The organism is Streptomyces sp. NPDC041191, assembly GCF_055591945.1.
In genome coordinates this window covers 43,920-67,817 of sequence record NZ_JBVIZC010000001.1, presented here as the reverse complement: position 1 = coordinate 67,817, position 23,898 = coordinate 43,920, and the positions used below count along the sequence as shown (strand labels likewise).

The window sequence follows — 23,898 nt, the reverse complement described above, 5'->3', positions numbered from 1 at the left end:
GGTCCCGGCGACGGCCCGGCTCCGCCGGGGCGGCCGGGCCCCGGTGCCGGCCGGGTCTCAGCAGCCCGCCGGGGCGGCCGGGCAGGCGTCCGCCCCGCCCTCCCCGTCCGTCTCGTTCGCCTCCTCGCGCAGGTTCTCCGCGACGAGGGCGAGCAGGCGGGCCAGCTCCGCCCGGTCGGCCGGGGCGAGCCCGCCCAGCGAGAGCGACTCCAGGTCCCGCCAGGCGCCCTCGACCCCCGCGCGCAGCGCCTGCCCCTTCTCCGTCGCCTCGACCAGGACCGCGCGCCGGTCCGCCGGGTCCGGGCCCCGGCGGACGTGACCGGACTGTTCGAGGCGCTGGAGCGTCTTCGTCACCGTCGACGGGTCCAGGCCCAGGGACCGGATCAGCTCCGACTGGCGCACCGGACCGCAGTCCCACAGGCGCATCATCATCAGCTCCTGGCCCGGGTAGAGGCCGAGTTCGCGCAGGCGCCGGCCCATGGCGATCCGGTGCATCCGCGAGACCCGGGCCAGGGCGTGGCCGACCGGCCCGCAGCGCAGGGCGACGGCCGGGGGCGCGGTACAGACGGGGTCGGTTCCGGACACGGTGGCTCCTCGGTACGTGGTCGTCCCACATTACCTTGGCCGACCAATCAATGGGTTACAGTGACGTCCGGACCAGATACTTGGCCGACCACATAGGGGCTCACGGGACCCGTGAGGGCCCCCGTGACGACCGCGCGGGAGCCGCGCGCTCGTCACGGGGCCGACGCCCGGCCGACCGTGCCGGACGACGTCCGGTCGGCCTTCACCTCGCGCGAAGGGACCGTCATGACCACCGCCTTCGACCCGATCGACCTCGCCGGCACCCGGCTCGCCAACCGCATCGCCATGGCCCCCATGACCCGCAGCCGCGCCGAGGGCGCGAGCCGCACCCCCACCGCGCTCGTCGCGGAGTACTACGCCCAGCGCGCCTCCGCCGGCCTCATCGTCACCGAAGGCATCCAGCCCACCGCCGTCGGCCAGGGCTACCCCGACACCCCCGGCCTGCACAGCGCCGAGCAGATCGCCGCCTGGCGCCGGGTCACCGACGCCGTCCACGAGAAGGGCGGGAGGATCTTCGCCCAGCTGATGCACGCCGGCCGCATCAGCCACCCCGAGGTCCTCGGCGGCGGCCTCCACCCCGTCGCCCCCTCCGCCGTCGCCCCGGCCGGAAAGCTCTTCGCCGGCTCCGGACTCATCGACTTCGTCACCCCGCGCGCCCTCACCGCCGACGAGATACGGGAGACGGTCGCCGGCTTCGCCGCCGCCGCCCGCAACGCCGTCGAGGCGGGCTTCGACGGCGTCGAGATCCACGGCGCCAACGGCTACCTGATCCAGCAGTTCCTCGCCACGGGCTCCAACCGCCGCACCGACGAGTGGGGCGGCCCGGTCGGGAACCGCGTCCGCTTCGCCGTCGAGGTCGTCGAGGCCGTCGCCGCCGAGATCGGCCCCGAGCGCACCGGCCTGCGCGTCTCCCCGGCCAACACCTACAACGACATCGCCGAGACCGACACCGAGGACGTCTACCCGGCGCTCGTCGCCGCGATCGAACCGGTCGGCATCGCGTACCTGCACGTCACGGAGGCCGTGCCCGGGTTCCGCGAGCTGACCCTCGCCCTGCGCAAGGCGTTCTCCGGCACCTTCGTCCTCAACCCGGCCACCGAGGGACCCACCGGTCCCGAGGCCCTCGCGCTCGTCGAGGACGGCACCGCCGACCTCGTCGCCTTCGGGGCGCTCTTCCTCGCCAACCCCGACCTGCCCGCCCGGCTGAAGGCCGGCGGCCCCTACAACACCCCGGACCCCGCCACCTTCTTCGGCGGCGACCACCGGGGCTACACGGACTACCCGACGCTGTAGCCCGGTCCGGGCACGCGGAAGGGGGCGGGCTCCCGGCACCGGGACCCCGCCCCCTCCTGTCGTGCGCGAATCGTGCGCGGACCGGTCCGGAGACCCGCACGCGATCCCTCACGGGCTACGCCCAGGCGTCCGCGACCGCCCGGCGGGCGGCCTCCGGGTCCACCGCGCGGCCCGTCCCGCCGAGCGCCGCGCCCAGGGCGGCGAGCGAGGACCGCACGGCCTCCGGCGTCGCGTCCACCCCGTAGTGGTTGACCCGGATCATCTCCCCGGACAGCGCGCCGCCGCCCGCGATCAGCGGCAGCGACGGATCGGCCGCGAGCGCCTCCGCCACCAGCTCGGCGGCGTTCACGCCCGCCGGGGTGCGCAGCGTCGTCGCCACCGGGGCCGCGTCCCCCGCCTCGTACACGTACGGCTCCAGGCCGCCGCCGAGCGCGAGCGCGCCCGCGCGGGTCGCGGCCGCCGCCGAGGCGTGCCGCGCCATCAGCGCGTCCAGGCCCTCCGCCTCGATCCGCTCCAGGCACGCCTCCAGGGCCAGCATCTCCAGCTGCGCCGGCGCGTGCAGGAGCGTCTTCCGGCCGCCGTCGATCCAGCGCTCCTTCCAGTCCAGGAGGGAGAGGTACGAGCGGCGCGGCGCGGCCGGGTTGGCGGCGAACCGCTCCCAGGCCCGCGCGCTCACCGACACGGCGGACACGCCCGCCGGGCCGCCCATCGCCTTCTGGGCGCCGATGATGCACATGTCCACGCCCCAGGCGTCCGGCAGCACCGGCTCCGCGCCGATCGACGCCACCGCGTCCAGGTAGAACAGCGCGCCGTGGGCCCGTACGACCTCGCCGATCTCCGCGACCGGGTTGGTGTTGCCCGTCGCCGCCTCCGCGTGCACCAGGGATACGAAGTCGATCTCCGGGTGCGCGGCGAACGCCCGCTCCACCTGCTCCGCCGTCACCGCCGTGTGGAACGGCACCTCCAGGTCCACCACGGTCGCGCCGCAGTCCCGCAGCCAGTTGCCGAAGGTCTGCCCGTAGGGGCCGGTGACGACGTTCAGCGCGGTCGAACCGGCCCGCGCCCCGCTCCGGATGCACCCTTCGAGCGGCAGCAGCGCCTCGCCCTGGGCGATCACCACGTCCTGCTCCGTGGAGAGCAGCGCGGCCACCCGCCGCTCGATCGACGCGAAGTGCGCGGCGGTCAGCGGGGCCAGGTCCAGGAGCGGGTGTGTCACGGTCACGGCGGTGCCTTCTTCGGTTCGGTTCGGGTGCGGTGCGGCGCGGGCGCCGCTACGGGCCCCGGTACCGGGGCGGACGCGGTCCCGGCGCGGGAGAACCCCCGATCAGGGTACCCAGCGGCACCGGTCCGGCCCCCGGGCCCGCCCCCTTCCCCGCCCTCGTACAGTGCGGGCATGAGCGATCACGCGGTACTGCACGTGAAGGGGCGGGTGCTCGTCGGCCCCGAGGACGTCCGGGACGAACTGTGGTGCGTCGGCGGTCGGATCACCTTCGACCGGCCCGCCGCCGAGGCGGTGACCGTCGAGGGCTGGGTCCTGCCCGGACTGGTCGACGCCCACTGCCACGTCGGCCTCGACCGCCACGGCCCCGTCGACGCGGAGACCGGCGAGAAGCAGGTTCTCGCCGACCGGGACGCCGGGGCCCTGCTGATCCGGGACGCCGGTTCACCCTCCGACACCCGCTGGATCGACGAGCGGGAGGACCTGCCGAAGGTCATCCGCGCGGGGCGGCACATCGCCCGCACCCGGCGCTACATCCGCAACTACGCCCACGAGATCGAGCCCGCCGACCTCGTCGCGTACGTCGGCCGGGAGGCCCGCAGGGGCGACGGGTGGGTCAAGCTCGTCGGCGACTGGATCGACCGCGAGGTCGGCGACCTGACGGCCTGCTGGCCGCGCGCCGAGGTGGAGGCGGCCATCGCGGAGGCGCACCGGCTCGGCGCCCGCGTCACCGCCCACTGCTTCGCGGAGGACTCGCTGCGGGACCTGGTGGAGGCGGGCATCGACTGCGTCGAGCACGCCACCGGGCTCACCGAGGACACCGTCCCGCTCTTCGCGGAGCGGGGCGTCGCCATCGTCCCCACCCTGGTCAACATCGCGACCTTCCCGCACCTCGCGGACGGGGGGCAGGAGAAGTTCCCCCGCTGGTCGGCCCACATGCGCCGGCTGTACGAGCGCCGCTACGACACGGTCCGCTCCGCCTTCGACGCGGGCGTCCCGGTCTTCGTCGGCACCGACGCGGGCGGCTCCCTCGCCCACGGCCTGGTCGCGGAGGAGGTCGTGGAGCTGACCCGGGCCGGCATCCCGCCGCTCGACGCGCTCTCCGCCACCGCCTGGGGAGCCAGGTCCTGGCTGGGCCGTCCCTCCCTGGAGGAGGGTGCCCCCGCCGACCTCGTCGTCTACGGCGAGGACCCGCGCGCGGACGTCCGGGTCCTCGCGGCGCCGCGCCGGATCGTGGTCAACGGCCGGGTGGTGGGCTGAGCGGGGGCGGGGTCGGTGGACGGGAGCGGAGGGCGCCACCGGAGACCCGGGTCCGCTCGCGGTCCCCGGGTCCGCCGTTCCCGGGCCGCTCGCGGTCCCGGCCCACCGTTCCCCGGGCGCGAAACTCAGGTTAGGCTTACCTGAGTTAATCCACGGTAACCGAGGGGGAGGGGATCACGGTGGGTCACGGCTGGCAGGGCGCCGTCCTCAAGTTGATGCGCGGCAAGGACTTCACGTTCACCGTGACGGGGGCCGAGCAGGTCACCGGGGACTACCGGCGGCTGCACCTCACGGACGGCGGGCTGCTCGCCGCCGCCGGGGTCCACCCGACGATGTGGGTCCGCCTCTGGTTCGACGACGGGGGCAAGCCGCACCAGCGCGCCTACACCCTCGTCGACCCCGACGCGGAGGCCGGCACCTTCAGCCTGGAGTTCGCCCTCCACGACGGGGTCGCCAGCGACTGGGCCCGCACCTGCGCCGTCGGCGACACCGTGGAGGCCACCCTCCAGGGCACCGGCTTCGATGCCCCCGACCCGCTCCCGGAGCGGCTGCTCGTGGTCGGCGACGCGGCCTCCCTGCCCGCGATCAACTCCCTGCTCGACGCCTTCCCGGACCTCCCGGCCACCATCTGGTTCGAGACCCGGCACGCCTCCGACGAGGAGCTGCCGTTCCGGACCGATCCCGCGCGCCACGACCTGCGCCGGGTGCCGCGCGAGCGGGGCGGCGCCGGGCTCGTCGCCCGCGTGAAGGCCGAACTGCCCGCTCTCGCCGGCTCCGCCCCGTACGTCTGGATCGCCTGCGACACCTCGACCACCCGCGCGCTCGGCGGGTACGCGCGCAAGGAGCTGGCCCTGCCGAAGGAGCGCGTCCACGCCCTCGGGTACTGGCGGGACGGCTGACGCGCCGGGTTGACGATGTGCCGCCGGGCCGTCACCCGGAGCGGAACGGATCGTTGACACTTTTCCCGGTCGCCCTCGCCCCCGCCCGTACTCGGCCTCCTGTGCGAAACGGGAGGGGCGGAGGCGGACGGTTGGAGGGAGAAGAATCGAAAACGAAGGCGGAAACCACCCTTTGGGGTGAACTCGCGTCAGGTGACCGCGAGTTCACTCTCCGTGCGTAAAGATTCCGGTGTCCCGAGCCGCCGGGACCGCGCCGCACCACCGTCCCCGTGGTGAGCGGCCGGCGGCGCCGTGTCTTTCGTGGGGGTTCCACCATCTTGAACAGCACCACCTTCCGCATGCCCGCACGCCGTTCCGCGGCCGCCGCGGCCGTGGCCGCCCTGGCCGCCGGGCCCGTACTCCTCGCGGCCCCTCCGGCGCACGCCACGGGCGGCGAAGGACGCGCCACCGCCGTCGTCCTGCGGGCCGGCCTCGACGTCTCCCTCCTCGGCGAGGGGGTGAACGTGCCGGTGCGGGCCTCCCTCAACGAGGTCGAGGCGCCGAGGACCGCGAGCGGGACCGCGCTCTCGCTGAAGGTGCGGGGCGCCGAGGGCGGCCGGCCGGTCGATGTCCTCACCGCCGACGTCGCCACCTCCGGGGCGACCGCCGACGAGGAGAGGGCCGAGGGGCACGTGAACCTCGCCAAGGCGCGCGTGCACGTCCCCGGCCTCCCGCTGCTCTCCCTCGTCGAGGTCGAGAAGGTCACCTCCAGGGCGCTCTGCGCGGTGGGCGCGGAGCCGGTCGCCGAATCGAACGTCCTCGGCCACGTGACCGTCCTCGGCCGGAAGACCACCCTCTCCACGGCCGGCCGGACCCGGGTCGCGGTGCCGGGCGTCGGCGAGGTCACCCTCGACCTCTCCCGCACCTCCACGACCTCCCGCACCGCCGCCGCGACCGCCCTCGAACTCGGGGTGCGGGTCGATCCGCTGGAACTGGGCGTCGCCCGGGTCGAAGGCACCGTGACGCTCGCCGGGGCGACCTGCGAGACGCCCGCCGGCGCGAGGCCCACGGAGAAGCCCACGCAGCGGCCCACCGCGAGGCCCACGGAGAAGCCCACGCAGCGGCCCACCGGACGGCCCTCCGAGCAACCCGCCGCGCCGCCCGCCGCCGGACCGGGCGACGGGGACGGCGGCAGGACCGACAGCGGCGGCCCCGCCCCCGCCGGGCACCTCGCCGAGACCGGAGGCGGCTCCGCCACCCCCTACGTCGCGGCCGGGGCGCTCGCCCTCGTCGTGGCCGGCGGCGGCGCTCTCGCACTGGCCCGTTCGCGCGCCCGCTCGCGCGGCTGACGGCCCGGGGGAGGCGGAGAGGCGGAAGGGGCCCGGGGAGGGCGACGGCGTCACCCCCCCGGACCCCTCCGCGCGGTCGCGTACGGGGTCAGCCGCCCATCAACAGCGCCTGGTCGAGGGCCTGGAGGAAGCGGTTGGTCGTCGCCCGGTCCCGCACCGCGAGCCGCAGCCAGTTCCGGTCGAGGCCCGGGAACGTGTCGCCCCGGCGCGCCGCGAACCCCAGCGACCGCAACCGGTCCCGCACGCCGTCCGCCCCGTCGATCCGGATCAGGACGAAGGGCCCCTCCGACCCCGCCACCGTCCGCACCTCGTCGAACTCCGCGAGCCCGGCCAGCAGATGGGCCCGCTCCACCCCGACCCGGTGCGCCGCGTGCTCGGCCTCCGCGAGCGCCGCCCGCGACATGCACGCCTCCGCCGCCACCAGGGCGGGCGTCGACACCGGCCAGAGCGGCTGCGCCCGCTCCAGGGCCGCGACCGTCTCCGGGGCGGCGAGCACGTACCCGATCCGCAGCCCGGCCAGGCCCCAGGTCTTGGTGAGGCTCCGCAGCACCACGAGGCCCGGCACGTCGGTCCGCCCGGCCAGCGACTCCCGCTCGCCCGGCACCGCGTCCATGAACGCCTCGTCCACCACCAGGGTCCGGCCCGGGCGGGCGAGCCCGGCGATCGAGGCGGCGGGATGCAGCACGGAGGTCGGGTTGGTGGGGTTGCCGATCACCACCAGGTCCGCGTCCTCCGGAACCGCCCCGGGGTCCAGCCGGAAACCGTCCTCCTCGCGCAGCAGCACCCGGCCGACCTCGTGCCCGGCGTCGCGCAGCGCCGCCTCCGGTTCGGTGAACTGCGGGTGCACCACCACCGGCCGCCGCGCCGGCAGCGCCCGCGCGAGCAGCACGAACGCCTCCGCCGCGCCGGCCGTCAGCAGCACGCGGTCCGGGGGCAGGCCGTGCCGCTGGGCGACCGCCGCCCGCGCGGCCCGGCCGTCGGGGTAGGCGGCGAGGCCGGTCAGGGAGTCGGCGATGCGTCTGCGCAGCCACTCCGGAGGCGTGTTCGTCCGGACGTTGACCGCCAGGTCGATGAGTTTCTCGTCCCTGACCTCGGCGTCACCGTGGTGGCGCAGGTCGTGGGCGTCGGTATGCGTGTGCATGTCCATGGCCGCCGTCACGTGGGGGGTGGGGATGGTGGGGGGTGAGCCGGGTTCGCCAGCGATGTACCCGTGAGCCGGGGGCAACAACCGCCCGCCCGGGGCCTCTTCGCCGTACCGGGGCGGGGCGGGAGCGGCGAGGGCGCACGTGGCGCGCCGGGTTTTCCGCTTCGGCACGAGCAGGGCGGGCGGGACGGACCGCGCGGACGGTGCGGACGGTGCGGACGGGACGGGTCGCACGGACGGTGGGGGCGGGACGGACCGATTGCCGGACGAAGTGCCCATGTCCGTACGCCCGTTCGCCCTGTCATCCGTACCCGAACCCGTACCCGTACCCGAACCCGTACCCGCGTCCGAACCCGACCCCGTACCCGCATCCGCGCCCGGCGTCTCCGTACGCGTCTCCGTACGCGGCTCCGCCCCCGCCGCCAGCAGGGCCGCCGCCTCCGCCACCGACGCCGTGCCCGTCGCGGCCAGGGGCGACGCCGACGGATGCGGTACGGGGACGGCCGCCAGCTCCTCGGCCGTGTACCCCCGCACCGGTACGCCGAGCGCCGCCGCGGCCCCGACGATCCCGGGCTCCGCCGCCCGCGTGTCCAGCGTGGCGAGCGACCGGAGGTCCGCCCGCGTCAGCCCCGCCTCCCGCAGCACCTCCCCGGCCAGCGCGAGCACGTCGTCCGCCGGGGTGCCCGGCCGGACGCCCACACCGAGGTGCGCGGACGCCTCCCGATCCGATAGCAAGGCCCCATGGCTGTAGTCGTCGCGCTCGGCGCGTTCCTCATGACGCTCTTCGGCGGCTGGGTCGCCGGGCGCGTCACCGACCGCCGTCACCTCGTCCTCGGCCTCTCCGGCGGGCTCATGCTCGGCGTCGTCGGACTCGACCTCCTGCCCGAGGCCCTGGAGGCCGCGGGCGGCGAGGTCTTCGGCGTCCCCGAGGCCCTGCTGCTCTTCGTCGGCGGCTTCCTCTTCGCCCACGTGCTGGAACGTCTCCTCGCCGTGCGCCGCGCCGCGCACGGCGCCGGGGCCGGTGCGGGGACGGCGGGGACCCACGGCGGCCGGGAGGCGGACGGGCGCGTGCCCCAGGTCGGCCTGACGGCCGCCGCCGCGATGGTCGGCCACAGCCTCATGGACGGCATCGCGCTCGGCGCCGCCTTCCAGGTCGGCGGCGGCATGGGCGCCACCGTCGCCCTCGCCGTCATCACCCACGACTTCGCGGACGGCTTCAACACGTACACGATCACGAGCCTCTACGGGAACGCGCGCCGCAAGGCCGTCGCGATGCTCGTCGCGGACGCCGTCGCCCCGCTCCTCGGCGCCGCCTCCACCCTGCTGTTCACCCTTCCGGAGGAACTTCTCGGCGGCTACCTCGGCTTCTTCGGCGGCGCCCTGCTCTACCTCGCCGCCGCCGAGATCCTGCCGGAGGCCCACCACGACCACCCCGCCCGTTCCACCCTGCTGTGCACGGTGGCGGGCGTCGGCTTCATCTGGCTCGTGGTGGGGGCCTCCGGCGGCTGACCTCACGCGACAGGACCGCCGGTGACCGGACCGCCCGCGACGGACGCGCCCCCGGCGGACGCCTCCGCGCACCGCTCCACGAACCGTGCCGCCACCCCGGGAGCGCCCGCCCAGTGGGTGTGCACGTAACTGGCGTGCACCCCTCCCCGCACGAAGCCCTCCACGCGACGCTCCGGCTGCCGCAGCCCCCACGCGGCCCGCGCCCCGGCGCCCGGCTCGATCACGGTGCGGTGGAACTCGTGCCCCCGCATCCGCGCCCCGGCCGGCGCGAGGACGCTGTCGCTGACGGCCACGGCGTCCCGGTACCCGAGCGTGAGCCGCTCCGACATGCGCGCGTCGGCGTCGAGCACCCCGCACATGGGCCTGCCGTCGAGGGACCGTGCCAGATAGAGCAGCCCGGCGCACTCGGCCGCGACCGGCGCCCCCGAGGCGGCGAGGCCGGCCACGGCCTTCCGCAGCGGCTCGTTGGCGGACAGCTCGCCCCCGTACACCTCGGGGAAGCCGCCCCCGATCACCAGCCCCGAGGTCCCCTCGGGCAGGGCCTCGTCCCGCAGCGGGTCGAAGGGGACGACCTCGGCCCCGGCGGCGGTCAGGAGTTCGGCGTGCTCGGCGTACGAGAAGGTGAACGCGGCCCCGCCGGCCACGGCGATCCGGGGCCGGCCCGCGACCGTGCGCCCCACGACCTCCGGCGACCACGCCTCCGCGGACAGTTCCGGAGCCGACCGCGCGAGCGCGAGCAGCGCCTCCATGTCGCACCCGGCGAGCACCTGCCCGGCCTGCGCCGCCACCGCCTCCACGGCGGCGGCCTGCCGCTCGGCCACCGGCACGAGCCCCAGGTGCCGCGACGGCGTCGCCACGGCGGGCGCCCGCCGCAGCACGCCGAGCACCGGCACCCCGGACTCCCCGAGCGCCTCCCGCAGCAGGTGCTCGTGCCGGTCGGTCGCGACCTTGTTGAGGATCACGCCCCCGATCCGCACCTCCGGGTCCCAGGACGCGAACCCGTGCACGAGCGCCGCCACCGACCGGGACTGCGACGACGCGTCCACGACCAACACCACCGGCGCCTTGAGGAGCTTCGCCACCTGCGCGGTGGACGCCAGCTCGCCCTGGTCGGCGGCCCCGTCGTACAGGCCCATGACCCCCTCGACCACGGCCAGGTCGCAGCCGCGCGACCCGTGCAGGAAGAGCGGCGCCACCAGGCCCGTGCCGCACATGTACGCGTCGAGGTTCCGCCCCGGACGGCCCGTCGCCAGCGCGTGGTAGCCGGGATCGATGTAGTCCGGGCCGACCTTGTGCGGGGAGACGGCCAGGCCGCGGCCCGCGAACGCGGCCATCAGACCGGTCGCGACCGTGGTCTTGCCCGCGCCCGAGGAGGGCGCGGCGACGACGAGACGTGCTACCACTCGATGCCCCGCTGGCCCTTCTGACCGGCGTCCATCGGGTGCTTGACCTTGGACATGTCGGTGACGAGGTCCGCGAAGTCCACCAGCTCCCGCGGCGCGTTGCGGCCGGTGATGACGACGTGCTGCTGCCCGGGACGGTTCCGCAGCACCTCCACGACCTCGTTCACGTCGATCCAGCCCCAGTGGAGCAGGTAGGCGAACTCGTCGAGGACGTAGAACTTGTACGTCTCCTCCGCGAGGTCCCGCTTGACCTGCTCCCAGCCCTCGCGCGCCTTGTCCTCGTGCGACTGCTCGCCCTCGGCGACCTCGCGCTGGATCCAGGACCAGCCCTCGCCCATCTTGTTCCAGGCGACCGTGCCGCCCTTGCCGGTCTCGCCGAGCGCCTTGAGGGCGTTCTCCTCGCCGACCCGCCACTTGGCGGACTTCACGAACTGGAACACCCCGATCGGCCAGCCCTGGTTCCAGGCGCGCAGCGCCATGCCGAAGGCGGCGGTCGACTTCCCCTTGCCGACGCCCGTGTGCACCATCACCAGCGCGCGGTTGCGGCGCTGGCGGGTGGTCAGACCGTCGTCGGGAACGACGGTCGGCTGTCCCTGCGGCATTAAGCGGCCCTCCTGGATGCCTGTCCGGTCCCTCCGGACCGTTCTGCCTGTACGTCCCTGACGAGGCCGGCGAGCGAGTCGGCGCGCAGCTCGTCCAGGGTCACGGCGGTACCGCCGAGTTCACGCGCGAGCCGCCCCGCGAGCCCCAGCCGTACGGGCCCGGTCTCGCAGTCCACGACGACCGACGCCGTGCCCTCGGCGGCGTGCAGCCGCGCCGCGCGGGCGGCGAGCGCCACCGGATCACCGGCCGCGCGCCCCCCGGTCGCCCGCCCGTCGGTCACCACGACGAGCAGCGGACGGCGCGAGGGGTCCCGCAGCCGTTCCACCCGCAGCACGTCGTGGGCCTTGAGCAGTCCGGCCGACAGGGGGGTGCGCCCGCCCGTCGGAAGCTGTTCGAGCCGCGCGGCGGCCGCGTCCACGGACGAGGTCGGCGGCAGCGCCAGCTCGGCGTCCTTCCCCCGGAACGTGATCAGGCCGACCTTGTCGCGCCGCTGGTAGGCGTCGAGGAGCAGCGAGAGCACCGCTCCCTTGACCGCGCTCATCCGCTGCCGGGCCGCCATCGAGCCGGAGGCGTCGACCGCGAAGAGCACGAGGTTGCCCTCGCGGCCCTCCCGGGTCGCCTGCCGCAGGTCGTCGCGCCGGACCACGAGCCCCGGCCCGGTCCGCCCGCGCGCCCTCTGGTGCGGGGCGGCGGCCTGCACGGTCGCCGCCAGGTGCAGCCTGGTCAGCGCCCCCCGGGGCCGGGTGGAGCCGGTCGTACGGCCGTACTCGGTACGGGCCCGGGAGCGGCGTCCGGCCGCGCCCTCGCCCAGACCGGGCACGCTCAGGACCTTCGTGCGGAAGGGCTCGGCGGCCCCGACGGCGGTCCGCTCGCCGGAACCGGCCCCCGCCCGCCGGGGGGTGGGGGCCTGCTCGGGTACGGGAGTCTCCTCCGGCGCCGCCACGTCCTCGGACGCGGGCCCGTCGCCCTGCGGCGGGACACCGCCGTCCGGACCGCCCCCGCCGTCACCCGGACCGCCGTCACCCGGACCGCCGTCGCCCGGACCGCCGTCTCCCGGACCGCCGCCCCCCGGGCCGTCCGGCTCGGGGTCGGGGTCGGGGTCCTCGCCCTTGAACCGTTCCAGGGTCTCGTCGAGCTTGTCCTCGTCGAGTCCGGGCGCGTCGAAGGGCGAGCGCCGGCGGCGGTGGGGGAGGGCCAGGAGCGCGGCCTGCCGCACGTCCTCGGAGGTCACCTCGGTCCGTCCGGCCCAGGCGGCGAGCGCGGTGGCCGTGCGGGCCATGACGATGTCGGCGCGCATGCCGTCCACCTCGAACGCGGCGCAGGTCGCGGCGATCTGGAGCAGCACTGCGTCCCCGAGCGCCACCCGCGGCAGCAGCTCCCGCGCGGCGACGATCCGTTCGCGCAGCGCGCTCTCCTCACCGGCCCAGCGCGCGGCGAACGCGGCCGGGTCGTCCTCGAAGGCGAGCCGCCGCCGCACGACCTCCACCCGCTGCTCGGGCTCGCGGGAGGCGGCGACCTCCACGGTGAGCCCGAACCGGTCGAGCAGCTGCGGCCGCAGCTCGCCCTCCTCGGGGTTCATGGTCCCGACGAGCAGGAACCGCGCGGCGTGCCGCACGGAGACGCCCTCGCGCTCGACGTTCGAGAAGCCCATGGCGGCGGCGTCGAGCAGGAGGTCGATCAGATGGTCGTGGAGGAGGTTGACCTCGTCCACGTACAGGATGCCCCGGTGGGCGTCGGCGAGCAGGCCCGGCTCGAACGCCTTCACGCCCTCCGCGAGGGCCTTCTCGATGTCGAGCGAGCCGACGAGCCGGTCCTCGGAGGCACCGACGGGCAGTTCGACCATCCGGGCGGGCCGCTCGGCCCCCGGACCCGCCCCGTGCGGCCCGTCCGGGCAGCCCGGATCGGGCGAGGCGGGATCGCAGCTGAACCGGCAGCCGACGACGACCGGTACCTCGGGCAGCAGCTCGGCGAGCGCGCGAACGGCGGTGCTCTTCGCCGTCCCCTTCTCGCCCCGCACCAGTACGCCGCCCACGGCCGGGCTGACGGCCGTCAGCAGCAGCGCGAGCCGCAGGTCGTCCATGCCGACGACGGCGGTGAACGGATACCGGGTGCTCATCGGGTGGTCTCTCCTTCGGATCGCTGATGTTCGAACGACGGCACACGGCCGCCGGTGAGGGGCCGGCGGCGGCCTCCCGTGCTCACGGCGCCCCCGGCGGCACGAACGGCAGCCCCGCCGGGGCGCCCTCCTCGATCAGCCGCAGCAGCGCGTCCGTGTCCGCGTGCTCCTCGATCAGGTCACCGAGCCGGTCGAGCTGTTCCTCGCGCAGCGCGTCGAACGACGTGTCGGGGGCCGGGACGAACCGCCGCCCCGCCACCGCCGCGACCTCCCGCAGGAAGGCCCGCCGGAAGCCGTCGCTCTCCAGCGAGCCGTGCCAGTGGGTGCCCCACACGGAGCCGACCCGGCAGCCGTCCAGGAACGCCTCGCCGCCCCGCACGTCCGCGACGCCGTGGTGGATCTCGTACCCCTCCACCCGTTCGCCCAGCGCCTCGCCGACCGGCCGGGCCAGGGTTTTCTCGGTCCCGAACCGCACCCGTACGGGAAGCAGTCCGAGCCCGTCCACCACACCGGCCCTCGACTCGACCTCGTCCTCGATCCGCTCGCCGAGGACCTGGAAGCCGCCGCAGACGCCGAGCACCGGCCGGCCCTCGGCCGCGCGCCGGGCCAGGGCGTCCGCGATCCCGCGCTCCCGCAGCCAGGCGAGCGCCTTCACCGTGCCGCGCGTGCCCGGGACGACCACCAGGTCCGCGTCGGCCAGCTCCTCGGGACGGTCCACGAACCGGACGACCACGCCCGGCTCGGCCGCGAGCGCGTCCACGTCCGTGAAGTTCGACATCAGCGGTACGGCGCACACGGCGACCCGCAGCACGTCCGCGCCGACCGGCGGCGCCACCACCGACTCCCGGACGGCGCCCCGCAGCGACACGCGCAGGCCGTCCTCCTCGTCGATGCCGAGCCCGTGCGCGTACGGCAGGACGCCGAGGGTCCGGCGCCCGGTCAGGCCGTGCAGCATGTCGAGACCCGGTTCGAGCAGGCTCACGTCGCCCCGGAACTTGTTCACCAGGTATCCGGCGACGAGCGCCTGGTCCTCGGGGGACAGCAGCGCCGTCGTGCCGAAGAACTGGGCGAAGACCCCGCCCCGGTCGATGTCCCCGACCACCACCACGGGCAGCCGCGCGGCCCGCGCCACGCCCATGTTCACGATGTCGGTGCGCCGCAGGTTGATCTCGGCCGGACTGCCGGCGCCCTCGCAGATCACCGCGTCGTACGTGCTCCGCAGCTCCTCCAGGCACGCCATGACCGGCTCGAACAGGTCCTTCTGGCGCCCCCCGTGCAGTGCCTTCCCGGGGGACGACCCCCCGGGCCCCCCGAAGAACCCCTTGGCGCTCAGCTCGCCCACCGGCTTCCCCATCAGGACGACCTGGCTGGAGCGGTCGCCGCCCGGCTTGAGCAGCACCGGGTTCATCAGCGCGGTCGGCTCGACCCGGGCGGCCCGCGCCTGCATGGCCTGGGCCCGTCCGATCTCGGCGCCCTCGCGGGTGACGAAGGAGTTGAGGGACATGTTCTGCCCCTTGAACGGTGCCACCTTCAGGCCCCTGCGGACCAGCCAGCGGCAGATCCCGGCCGTCACGACGCTCTTGCCCGCGTCGGACGTGGTCCCGGCGACCAGCAGTCCCCCGCCCCTCATGAAGCCCTCCGCTTCCCGCGCCGCACGGCGTCGGCGATCAGACGGCCGCCCACGCAGGCGGCCAGGGTCAGCGCGGTCACCCGGCGCGAGAGCGCCACCGCCCGTTCGATGTCGGCCACCTCGACGGCCCGCCCCGTCCCGTTCAGGACCGGCCGGTGCTCGACCCGGCCGCCGTACGAGAGGGTGCCGCCGAGCCGTACGCCCAGCGCGCCCGCGAAGGACGCCTCGACCGGGCCCGCGTTGGGGCTCGGATGCTTCGGCGCGTCCGCCCGCCAGGCCCGTACGGCCCCGCGCGGGTTCCCGCCCGCGACGGCCGCGAGCACGGCCGTCAGCCGGGCCCCGGGCCAGCCGGCCAGGTCGTCCAGGCGGGCCGAGGCCCAGCCGAAGCGGCGGTACCGGGGGGACGTGTGGCCCACCATCGCGTCCAGGGTGTTGACGGCCCGGAAGCCGACGAGCCCCGGCACGCCCGCGACCGCCCCCCAGAAGAGGGCGCCGACCACGGCGTCCGAGGTGTTCTCGGCGACCGACTCGACGACCGCGCGGGCCGTCGCGGGCCCGTCCAGGGACTGCGGGTCGCGCCCGCACAGGTGCGGCAGCCGCTCGCGGGCCGCCTCCAGGTCCCCGGCGGCCAGCGCCCCGCCGATCGCGCGGGCCTCCCGGCCCAGGGTGGTCCCGCCGACGACGGCCCAGACGGAGGCGGCGGTCAGCGCCGCGGAGGCGGCCGGCCGGTCGCGCACGGCCCGGGCGGCGAGGGCGCCGAGCGCGACGGTGGAACCGGCGCAGACGGCGGCGTGCAGGGCGCCCCAGCCCCGGTGGTCGTGGTGGAGGCGCCGTTCGACGGCGGCGGCCGCGCGGCCGAAGGCGGCGACGGGGTGTCCGCGGCGGGGGTCGCCGAGGACCAGGTCGACGGCGAGACCCGCGGCCGCGCCGTACGCGAAGACGCCGGTGGCTCTGGAGCGGCCGGGCATGGTGCTGTGTCCTCACTCAGGGTCCGCGCCCCGGATCGACGTGACCGGCGGCGAGAGTTCCTGACTCCCGGCCCCCTGGGGGGCCGGTCACAGTGGCGGGACCGCGCCGGATTCGCACCGGACTTCCTCTGCTGCCGCCGTAGGGCGTGTGCCGGAAGTGCCGCCCGCCCTCCGGGGCGGACGACGCCGTTCACGGCACGCGCTCTTATGGCCCCGGCAGTCCACCACGCCCCGAGAACGGGCGTCAACTCCCCCTTGACCTGCGGCGGCGCACTGTGCGGAGTGCCACAGACACGGAAACCGGGCGGCCCGCACCCGGAGGTGCGGACCGCCCGGCCGGCGGAGCGGGGACCGTCAGGCGACGATCAGGTGGATGCCGTAGGCCACGGCCGCCAGGCACAGTCCGAAGCAGGCGTAGGCACCGGCGCGGGCCGGGGCGGCGGAGTCCCCCCGGGCGGCGGCCTCCTCCTGCTTGGTGAGGCCGACGATGCCGAGGGAGAAGAGGCCCACCAGGGCGACGGTCGCCACGAGGCTGACTCCGAAGACGGAGCCGAGGGCTGCCCAGTCGATCTTCATGCGGTTCTTTCCTTAGACCTTCGCGGCCGGGGCCGGGGGAGCGGTCGGGTCGGTGGGGACCGGGGCGGGGATGGTCGCCTTGAGGTCCTCGTCCGTGACGGCGGTGAAGGAGCCGGCCGGCGGCGGGGTGACGGCCGCGACGGCGGTGGTCACGACGCCCGCGGGCTCCTCGGCGTGCGGGTCGTCGGCCGTGACGTTGTGGTGGTCGACCGGCTTGCGGCGGGAGAGCGACCAGATCACGGCCGACCCGGCGATCAGCAGGACCGCGACGGCGGCGATGCCCCAGGGGCCCTGCTGGGTGAGGAACTCGGCACCGGCGCCGACCAGGCCCGCGGCGGGCAGGGTCAGGCCCCAGGCGACGAACATCCGGGTCGCGGTCGACCAGCGGACGACACCGCCCTTGCGGCCCAGGCCCGCGCCCATCACGGCACCCGAGCAGGACTGGGTGGTGGAGAGGGAGAAGCCGAGGTGCGAGGAGGCCAGGATGACCGTGGCGGCGCTGGTCTGGGCGGCGAAGCCCTGCTGCGGCCGGAGGTCGGTGAGGCCCTTGCCCATGGTGCGGATGATGCGCCAGCCGCCGAGGTAGGTGCCGAGCGCGATGGCGACGCCGGCGGAGACGACGACCCACAGGGGCGGGTTCGAGCCGGGGGCGACGACGCCCTGGGTGACCAGGGCCAGGGTGATGATGCCCATCGTCTTCTGGGCGTCGTTGGTGCCGTGGGCGAGGGAGACGAGACCGGCGGAGGCGATCTGGCCGGCCCGGTAGCCCTTGGCCGTGGCCTTCGCCCCGGGGTCGGCCTTGATCAGGTACGTCAGCCGGGTGGCGGCCATCGCGGCGAGGCCGGCGACGATCGGCGCGGCGACGGCCGGGATGAGGACCTTGGTGACGATGGTGGAGCCGTTCACGGCCGACCAGCCGGCCGACATGACCGCGGCGCCGATGAGACCGCCGAAGAGGGCGTGGGAGGAGCTGGACGGGAGTCCGAGCAGCCAGGTCAGCAGGTTCCACAGGATGGCGCCGACCAGCGCGGCGAAGATCACCTCCGTGCGGATGCCCTCTTCGTTGATGATCCCGCCGGAGATCGTCCTGGCGACCTCCACGGACAGGAACGCGCCGACGAGGTTCAGCGCGGCGGACATGGCCACCGCCGTCTTGGGCTTGAGCGCACCGGTCGAGATGGTCGTGGCCATCGCGTTGGCGGTGTCGTGGAAACCGTTCGTGAAATCGAACACGAGAGCTGTCACGACCACAATGGCGAGCAGCAGCGTGATGTGTTCCATTTACCCAGGCAATCGTTTGACGTCAGTGGCTCGTCGAACGTAAGCAACCTGGATGAACGGAAGATGAACTGGGGCGGGCGGCATGGTGTCCCTATCCGGTGCCGGGAGATTCCGCTTAGGTCCCGGAGGGCTCCCGGGCCCCGCCCGGGACCCGGGCCCGCCCGCGCCTCCCGGGGCGGCCCGCGTCTCCCCGGGCGGCGGACCGCCCCGCGCCCGCCCCGGGGCCGTACGGCCGGTCCCGTTCGCCCGCCCCGGGGCCGTACGGGTCGTCCCGGCCGCCCGCCCCGCACGTCGGGTGGCAGTCCGCCCCCACCCTGCGGACACTGGGAGCGTGCGCCCGGCTACAGCGACGGCAACGGCCGTCACCACCCTGATCGGTGTCGGCGCGGCCGCGGTGGCGGCCGGCCGGTACGCCAGCGACCTCGCCCTCAAGGTGCCGTCGGAGCGGCCCCTGCCCGGTGATCCGAGACTGACCGTGCACGCCACGACCCCCGACCGGATCACCCTCACCCGCAGCCTCGCCTCGCTGCGGCCCGGCACGTACGGCATGGAGGCCCCCGGCCTGCACGCCGTCCTCGGACCCGTCCTCGCCCGCACCCCGCACACCGCCGACACCGTCGTCCGGCGCCTGGAACGGGTCGAGCTCGGCACCCCCGGCCCCGGCGCCCGCGTCCGGCTCACCCCCGCGCTGCACCGGGGGACGCCGACGACCGCCCTCGGACTCGTCCACGAGGACGTGGAGATCCCGGGCGAGCTCGGCCCCCTGCCCGCCTGGCTCGTGCCCGCCCCGCGCTCCGTCTGGGTGATCGCCCTGCACGGGCTCGGCGCCACCCGCGAGCACCCGCTGAACCTCGTCCCCTTCTACCACCGCCGCCAGATCCCCGTCCTCGTCCCCACCTACCGGGGGGACGAGGGGGCGCCCCCCGTCCCCGGCGGCCTCACCCATCTCGGCGACTCCGAGTGGCGCGACGTCGACGCCGCCCTCCGGTTCGCCGTCCGCCGGGGCGCCGGGAAGATCGTCCTGCACGGCTGGGGGACCGGGGCGTCGATGGCCCTGCGCGCCGCCGCCGAGTCGGGGGTGCGCGACCGGATCGCCGGCCTCGTCCTGGACTCCCCGGTCCTGGACTGGGAGGCCACCTTCCGCGCCCTCGCCGCGGCCCGCCACGTCCCCGGCCCCCTGGTCCCGTTCGCCGTCCGGGCCGCCATGGGCAGGACCGGCCCGCACGGCGACCGCCTCCGCGCCGCCTCGGTGCCGGGCGCCCTGCGCGCCCCGGTCCTCCTCTTCCACGGCCCCGAGGACACGATCGCCCCCTGGGAGCCGTCCGTCGACCTCGCGGCCCACCATCCCGGCACGATCAGCCTGCGGACCGTCCGGGACGCCCCGCACGCGGCGATGTGGAACCCCGACCCGTCCCGCTACGAGGAGTCCCTCCGCCGCTTCCTCACCCCCCTGCTCTGAGGCCCGCCCGCCCCGGGGCCGTTCCCGGTCCCGGGGCGGCCCGGAGGCCCGTCCCCGCCCCGTCTCCGCCCCGTCTCCGACGGGCCGGAGGATTCCGATTGGGCTTTCGGGCCGTCAGCGGGAAGACTGCCCCCGTGACGTCTCGAAAGCCCGATGAACCATTGGCGCGCAACTCCAGACTCCGACTCGTCCGTCCGCGGGCGCTGGCCACCGCCCGACGGGCCGTGACGACCCGGCGCACCCGGCCGACGCCGCGGCCGCCCGAGGGCACCCCGCCCCGCGCGGAGCTCGCCCGACAGGCCCGGCACGTCCTCGCCGACGCCGTACGGATCGCCCGCTGGGCCGCCGCCGAGTGCGGAACCGCACCGGCCGCCGGCCCCGGGACGGCCTCCCGCACCCGCCCCGGACCCGGGACGCCCCTCCGCACCGGTCCCGGAGCCGTCCCCGTCCAGGAGCGGGCCGCCGCCGCGCTGGACCTGACGCCCGGACAGGTCCGGGCGGGCTGGGACCGCGCCCGGCTCGCCGGACTCGTCGAACTCCACGGCGACACCGCCCGCCCCGGCTGGCGGCTGCGGGCGTGGGACCGCGACGACTCCGCCGTCCTGCGCGGCTGGGTCGCCCTCTTCGACGCCTGGTCCCTGGTGCACCCGGCCCCCGAGGGGGTCGCCCCGGGCGCCGTCGCCGAGGTCGTCGAGGCCCTCCCGCAGGTCCTCTCGCTGCTCCAGCTCTCCCAGGGCCCGGTCCTCGTCCCGGCCCTCCTCGACCTCCTCGGCCAGCGGGTCGTGGAGCTGCGCGGGGAGCGCTGCGAGGTCCCGGCCCCCGAACAGGCCCCGGAGATCTCCGCGCAGGCGGACACCGACGGCCTTCCCGCCCTCCTCGACTGGGCCCTGGAGGGGCTGGCCGCCGTCGGCGCCCTCACCCTGGACTCCGGCGCGGACGGACGTCACGCCACCCTGACCCCGCTCGGCAACTGGGCGGTCTGGGTCAAGCTGGAGCAGATCTGCGTCGCCGCGCAGAGCCCCGCGGGCAACATCGAGCGGTCCGCCGAGGACATGCTCCGCGGCTGCGCCCGGCTCACCCCGGGCCCGGCCCGCGACGAGTACCGCGCCTGGCTCGCGGCCCGCACCCTCTCCAGCGCCGTGAGCGAACTCCTCGCCGTCGCCCGGGGCGAGGACGCCCTGCTGCGCGGCCTCGCCTTCGAGGCGCTCCGGGTCGTCGGGGCCCCCGCCGAGGCCGAGGTGCGGGCCACCGTCGCCGAGCCCTCGCTGCGCCCGTACGCGCTGCTCTGGCTCGCCGAGTACGAGGGGGCCGACCCCGACGAGGCCCAGGAGGTGCTGACCCGCGAGGAGGCGACCTGGCTCTGGGTGGACACCGCCGCGGCCGTGGCCGACCACGGGGAGAGCGCGCTGCTCGTCCGCCACCTCGACGCCGCCGTGCAGGGCACCGTCCCCGCGCTGCTCGACGAGGTCAGGGCGGTCGGCCATCCCCGCACCGTCCAGGTCCTGGTCGCCCTCGCCGCCGCCCACCCGGACCCGGCCCTGGCCAAGGCGGTCCGCCGGGCCGCCTTCCAGGTCCACACCGGGGGAGCGTGAGGCGCGACGGGGGGACGCGGGAACGGAACGGGCCCGGCGCGCGGTCGCCCCGCCGCGCCGGACCCGGGTGCCCCGCTCAGCGGAAGGTGTCGCAACGGGCCATGTCGCCGCTCTCGTAGCCCGTGTAGAACCACCGCTGCCGCTGGGCCGCCGAACCGTGGGTCCAGCTCTCCGGCGTCACCCGGCCCTGGAACTTCTCCTGGATGCGGTCGTCGCCCACCGCGGCCGCCGCGTTCAGGCCGTCCTGGATGTCCTGGTCGGTGAGCTTCGTCAGCAGGGGCCTGCCCGTCTTCTCGTCGGGCGTGGTCGTCGCGTGCCGCGCCCACACGCCCGCGTAGCAGTCGGCCTGGAGTTCGACCCGTACGGAGTTGGAGTTCTCGCCGGTCCGGCCGTCCTGGGCCCTGTCCAGGGTGCCCATCAGGTTCTGGACGTGGTGGCCGTACTCGTGCGCCACCACGTACGCCTGGGCGAAGGGGCCGCCGCTCGCCCCGAACTTGGTGCGCAGCTCGTCGAAGAAGTCCAGGTCCAGGTAGACCTGCCGGTCGCCGGGGCAGTAGAACGGGCCCACCGCCGAGGTCGCGGTGCCGCACGCGGTCCCGACCCGCTGGGTGAACAGTTCGGTGGGGGCCGTGGTGTAGCGGCCGCCCCGGCGCGGGTACTCGCCCCGCCAGTAGTCCTGCACGCTGTTGACGACCGCCACGATCCGGCAGTCCTCGCGCGCGTTGGCGTCGGAGCCCTTCCGGCAGGTCCGGTTCACCTGCGCCGCCGAGGAGGAGGTCGCGGCCGGCTGGTCGCCGCCGTCGGAGAGTCCCAGCTGGTCCGGGCCCACGCCGAAGAACAGCCCCAGGACCAGCGCGACGAGGCCGACGATGCCGCCGCCGATGGTCGCCCCGCCGCCCGGGATGCGGCTGCCCCTGACGTCGTTGACCTCCGAGGTGTCCAGATCGGCGTCGTCGTCGAACTGCACGGCCCACCACCCTCCACGTGTCCGCGGGACGGTCACCGTCCCGCGCCGAGTATCGGACGCGCTTCTACCCGCCGCCCCTCCTGCGATGCGCCGGCGCGTGCCCGGGAGGACGCCGGGCGCGCCCCCGGGCCCCGCGGGGCGTGCCCGCACGGCCGAAAACCAGTTGCAGGAGCCCGTTAGACTGGCCGTATGGCCATTCTCCCCGTGCATTAGCGGCGTCGAAGCCCTCCACCCCGTCCTTCCGCCGTTCCCCACCGCTCTGGAGTCTGTCCGTGATCACCGCTTCCGGCATCGAGCTGCGCGCCGGTGCCCGTGTCCTCATCGAGTCCGCTTCCTTCCGCGTCGCCAAGGGCGACCGCATCGGCCTGGTCGGCCGCAACGGAGCGGGCAAGACCACCCTCACCAAGTGCCTCGCGGGCGAGGGACAGCCCGCCGCCGGCACCATCACCCGCTCCGGTGAGGTCGGCTATCTGCCGCAGGACCCGCGCACCGGCGACCTCGACGTCCTGGCCCGCGACCGCATCCTCTCCGCCCGCGGCCTCGACACCCTGCTCAAGAAGATGCGGATGAACGAGGAGCGCATCGCCACCGGCTCCGGCGCCACCCGCGAGAAGGCCCTGCGCCAGTACGAGCGCCAGGAGACCGAGTTCCTCACCAAGGGCGGGTACGCGGCCGAGGCCGAGGCGTCCACCATCGCCGCCGCCCTCGGCCTGCCCGACCGGGTCGTCGGCCAGCCGCTGCACACCCTCTCCGGCGGTCAGCGCCGCCGCGTCGAGCTCGCCCGCATCCTCTTCTCGGACGCCGACACGCTCCTCCTGGACGAGCCGACGAACCACCTCGACGCCGACTCCATCGTCTGGCTGCGGGACTACCTGAAGACCTACCGGGGCGGCTTCATCGTCATCTCCCACGACGTCGACCTGGTCGAGACCGTCGTCAACAAGGTCTTCTACCTGGACGCCAACCGCTCCGTGATCGACGTCTACAACATGGGCTGGAAGCTCTACCAGCAGCAGCGCGAGGCCGACGAGAAGCGCCGCAGGCGCGAGCGCCAGAACGCCGAGAAGAAGGCCGCCGCCCTCAACTCGCAGGCCGACAAGATGCGCGCCAAGGCGACCAAGACGGTCGCCGCGCAGAACATGGCCAAGCGCGCCGAGCGGCTCCTCTCCGGTCTGGAGGCGGTCCGCGCCTCGGACAAGGTCGCCAAGCTCCGCTTCCCCGAGCCCGCGCCCTGCGGCAAGACCCCGCTGACGGCCGAGGGGCTCTCCAAGTCGTACGGCTCCCTGGAGATCTTCACCGACGTGAGCCTGGCCATCGACAAGGGCTCGCGCGTCGTCATCCTCGGCCTCAACGGTGCCGGCAAGACGACCCTGCTGCGCCTCCTCGGCGGCGTCGAGCGGCCCGACACCGGCCAGGTCACCCCGGGCCACGGCCTGAAGCTCGGCTACTACGCGCAGGAGCACGAGACGCTCGACCCCGAGCGGACCGTCCTGGAGAACATGCGCTCGGCCGCGCCCGACCTGGACCTGGTGGAGGTGCGCAAGACGCTCGGCTCCTTCCTCTTCTCCGGCGACGACGTCGACAAGCCGGCCGGGGTGCTCTCCGGCGGCGAGAAGACCCGGCTCGCCCTGGCGACCCTGGTCGTCTCCTCGGCGAACGTGCTGCTCCTGGACGAGCCCACCAACAACCTGGACCCGGCCAGCCGCGAGGAGATCCTCGGCGCGCTGCGCACGTACAAGGGCGCCGTCGTCCTCGTCACCCACGACGAGGGCGCCGTCGAGGCGCTCGACCCGGAGCGGATCATCCTGCTCCCGGACGGCGTCGAGGACCTGTGGGGCGCGGACTACGCGGACCTGGTGGCCCTGGCCTGATCCCCCGGGGCTCCGTGCTGCGGCCCCCCCCGGGCCCCTGGCGGGGCCTCCGGGGCCGGGAACGATCACCCGGGGCTGGATCATTCGGCTCATGGGCGGTCCTTCATCTGAGTGAGGACGTCTCGTACCCATCGGCGCGGTGCTCCGTCGGAACCTTCCGGCGGGCCCGCGCCGTACGTGTCTCCCCGGCCCCGC

The 23,898-nt window shown here is 75.5% G+C and carries 18 protein-coding genes, 2 pseudogenes and 1 riboswitch; of the genes and pseudogenes, 8 read left to right on the top strand and 12 right to left on the bottom strand.

Annotated features, from left to right (window positions below; translation table 11 throughout):
* Nucleotides 1-57 precede the first annotated feature (57 nt).
* A complete protein-coding gene (locus ACZ6AQ_RS00340; protein ID WP_468756349.1) occupies nt 58-585 on the bottom strand; it encodes a MarR family winged helix-turn-helix transcriptional regulator in 528 nt (175 codons plus the stop codon).
* 225 nt (nt 586-810) lie between these two features.
* Here ACZ6AQ_RS00340 and ACZ6AQ_RS00335 point away from each other — a divergent pair, with 225 nt between their 5' ends.
* Nucleotides 811-1,878: an alkene reductase gene (locus ACZ6AQ_RS00335; RefSeq protein WP_468756347.1), complete on the top strand. Its 1,068-nt coding sequence runs from the start codon at nt 811-813 to the stop codon at nt 1,876-1,878.
* Between the two features lie 115 nt (nt 1,879-1,993).
* Here ACZ6AQ_RS00335 and ACZ6AQ_RS00330 read toward each other — a convergent pair whose 3' ends face one another.
* Nucleotides 1,994-3,094 carry a pyridoxal-phosphate-dependent aminotransferase family protein gene (locus tag ACZ6AQ_RS00330; protein WP_468757045.1) on the bottom strand — a complete coding sequence of 367 codons (1,101 nt, stop codon included), beginning with the start codon at nt 3,092-3,094 and terminating at the stop codon, nt 1,994-1,996.
* A 177-nt stretch (nt 3,095-3,271) separates the two neighbouring features.
* Between ACZ6AQ_RS00330 and ACZ6AQ_RS00325 the strand changes: the two genes are divergently transcribed.
* From ACZ6AQ_RS00325 to ACZ6AQ_RS00315, 3 genes are all read left to right on the top strand, one after another.
* On the top strand, nt 3,272-4,357 hold the full coding sequence (locus tag ACZ6AQ_RS00325) for an amidohydrolase family protein (RefSeq protein ID WP_388691841.1): 1,086 nt from the start codon (nt 3,272-3,274) through the stop codon (nt 4,355-4,357).
* Between the two features lie 179 nt (nt 4,358-4,536).
* Nucleotides 4,537-5,256 (top strand): siderophore-interacting protein, encoded by a 720-nt coding sequence (locus tag ACZ6AQ_RS00320; protein WP_468756345.1) that lies wholly within the window; start codon nt 4,537-4,539, stop codon nt 5,254-5,256.
* A gap of 317 nt (nt 5,257-5,573) precedes the next feature.
* Nucleotides 5,574-6,584, top strand: a complete 1,011-nt coding sequence (locus ACZ6AQ_RS00315; protein WP_468756343.1) for an SCO1860 family LAETG-anchored protein — start codon at nt 5,574-5,576, stop codon at nt 6,582-6,584.
* 88 nt (nt 6,585-6,672) lie between these two features.
* On the opposite strand, the pseudogene cobC reads toward ACZ6AQ_RS00315, so the two are convergent.
* Together cobC and ACZ6AQ_RS00305 are read right to left on the bottom strand one after the other, a co-directional pair.
* Nucleotides 6,673-7,743: pseudogene (gene cobC / locus ACZ6AQ_RS00310) on the bottom strand (Rv2231c family pyridoxal phosphate-dependent protein CobC); the annotation flags it as partial.
* A 459-nt stretch (nt 7,744-8,202) separates the two neighbouring features.
* Nucleotides 8,203-8,394: pseudogene (locus tag ACZ6AQ_RS00305) on the bottom strand (cobalamin biosynthesis protein); the annotation flags it as partial.
* Nucleotides 8,395-8,469: 75 nt separating this feature from the next.
* Between ACZ6AQ_RS00305 and ACZ6AQ_RS00300 the strand changes: the two are divergent.
* A complete protein-coding gene (locus ACZ6AQ_RS00300; protein ID WP_468756341.1) occupies nt 8,470-9,237 on the top strand; it encodes a ZIP family metal transporter in 768 nt (255 codons plus the stop codon).
* A gap of 2 nt (nt 9,238-9,239) precedes the next feature.
* Here ACZ6AQ_RS00300 and ACZ6AQ_RS00295 read toward each other — a convergent pair whose 3' ends face one another.
* The 7 genes from ACZ6AQ_RS00295 to ACZ6AQ_RS00265 all read right to left on the bottom strand — a co-directional run bounded on the left by ACZ6AQ_RS00295 (nt 9,240) and on the right by ACZ6AQ_RS00265 (nt 17,814).
* Nucleotides 9,240-10,640, bottom strand: a complete 1,401-nt coding sequence (locus ACZ6AQ_RS00295; protein WP_468756339.1) for a cobyrinate a,c-diamide synthase — start codon at nt 10,638-10,640, stop codon at nt 9,240-9,242.
* Nucleotides 10,634-11,242 (bottom strand): cob(I)yrinic acid a,c-diamide adenosyltransferase, encoded by a 609-nt coding sequence (cobO, locus tag ACZ6AQ_RS00290; RefSeq protein WP_388691858.1) that lies wholly within the window; start codon nt 11,240-11,242, stop codon nt 10,634-10,636. The genes ACZ6AQ_RS00295 and cobO overlap by 7 nt, the downstream gene beginning before the upstream one ends.
* Nucleotides 11,242-13,359, bottom strand: a complete 2,118-nt coding sequence (locus ACZ6AQ_RS00285) for a putative cobaltochelatase (RefSeq protein WP_468756337.1) — start codon at nt 13,357-13,359, stop codon at nt 11,242-11,244. The genes cobO and ACZ6AQ_RS00285 overlap by 1 nt, the downstream gene beginning before the upstream one ends.
* A gap of 82 nt (nt 13,360-13,441) precedes the next feature.
* The gene (locus tag ACZ6AQ_RS00280) at nt 13,442-14,989 is read right to left on the bottom strand and encodes a cobyric acid synthase (protein ID WP_468756335.1); all 1,548 of its coding nucleotides are present in this window, start codon (nt 14,987-14,989) and stop codon (nt 13,442-13,444) included.
* Nucleotides 14,986-15,957: a cobalamin biosynthesis protein gene (locus ACZ6AQ_RS00275; protein ID WP_468756333.1), complete on the bottom strand. Its 972-nt coding sequence runs from the start codon at nt 15,955-15,957 to the stop codon at nt 14,986-14,988. The genes ACZ6AQ_RS00280 and ACZ6AQ_RS00275 overlap by 4 nt, the downstream gene beginning before the upstream one ends.
* A gap of 53 nt (nt 15,958-16,010) precedes the next feature.
* A riboswitch (adenosylcobalamin (AdoCbl) riboswitch) is annotated at nt 16,011-16,087 on the bottom strand.
* Between the two features lie 224 nt (nt 16,088-16,311).
* Nucleotides 16,312-16,533: a hypothetical protein gene (locus ACZ6AQ_RS00270; RefSeq protein WP_388691870.1), complete on the bottom strand. Its 222-nt coding sequence runs from the start codon at nt 16,531-16,533 to the stop codon at nt 16,312-16,314.
* 12 nt (nt 16,534-16,545) lie between these two features.
* Nucleotides 16,546-17,814, bottom strand: coding sequence for an inorganic phosphate transporter (locus ACZ6AQ_RS00265; RefSeq protein WP_468756331.1), 1,269 nt, complete (start codon nt 17,812-17,814; stop codon nt 16,546-16,548).
* Nucleotides 17,815-18,145: 331 nt separating this feature from the next.
* Here ACZ6AQ_RS00265 and ACZ6AQ_RS00260 point away from each other — a divergent pair, with 331 nt between their 5' ends.
* Complete coding sequence (locus ACZ6AQ_RS00260; protein WP_468756329.1) at nt 18,146-19,273, top strand: alpha/beta hydrolase; 1,128 nt, start codon at nt 18,146-18,148, stop codon at nt 19,271-19,273.
* A gap of 224 nt (nt 19,274-19,497) precedes the next feature.
* Nucleotides 19,498-20,865 carry a hypothetical protein gene (locus tag ACZ6AQ_RS00255; RefSeq protein WP_468756327.1) on the top strand — a complete coding sequence of 456 codons (1,368 nt, stop codon included), beginning with the start codon at nt 19,498-19,500 and terminating at the stop codon, nt 20,863-20,865.
* Between the two features lie 76 nt (nt 20,866-20,941).
* On the opposite strand, the gene ypfJ is transcribed toward ACZ6AQ_RS00255, so the two are convergent.
* Complete coding sequence (gene ypfJ / locus ACZ6AQ_RS00250; RefSeq protein ID WP_388691880.1) at nt 20,942-21,832, bottom strand: KPN_02809 family neutral zinc metallopeptidase; 891 nt, start codon at nt 21,830-21,832, stop codon at nt 20,942-20,944.
* Between the two features lie 272 nt (nt 21,833-22,104).
* Between ypfJ and ACZ6AQ_RS00245 the strand changes: the two genes are divergently transcribed.
* Nucleotides 22,105-23,703 carry an ABC-F family ATP-binding cassette domain-containing protein gene (locus tag ACZ6AQ_RS00245; protein ID WP_468756325.1) on the top strand — a complete coding sequence of 533 codons (1,599 nt, stop codon included), beginning with the start codon at nt 22,105-22,107 and terminating at the stop codon, nt 23,701-23,703.
* Nucleotides 23,704-23,898: the final 195 nt, after the last annotated feature.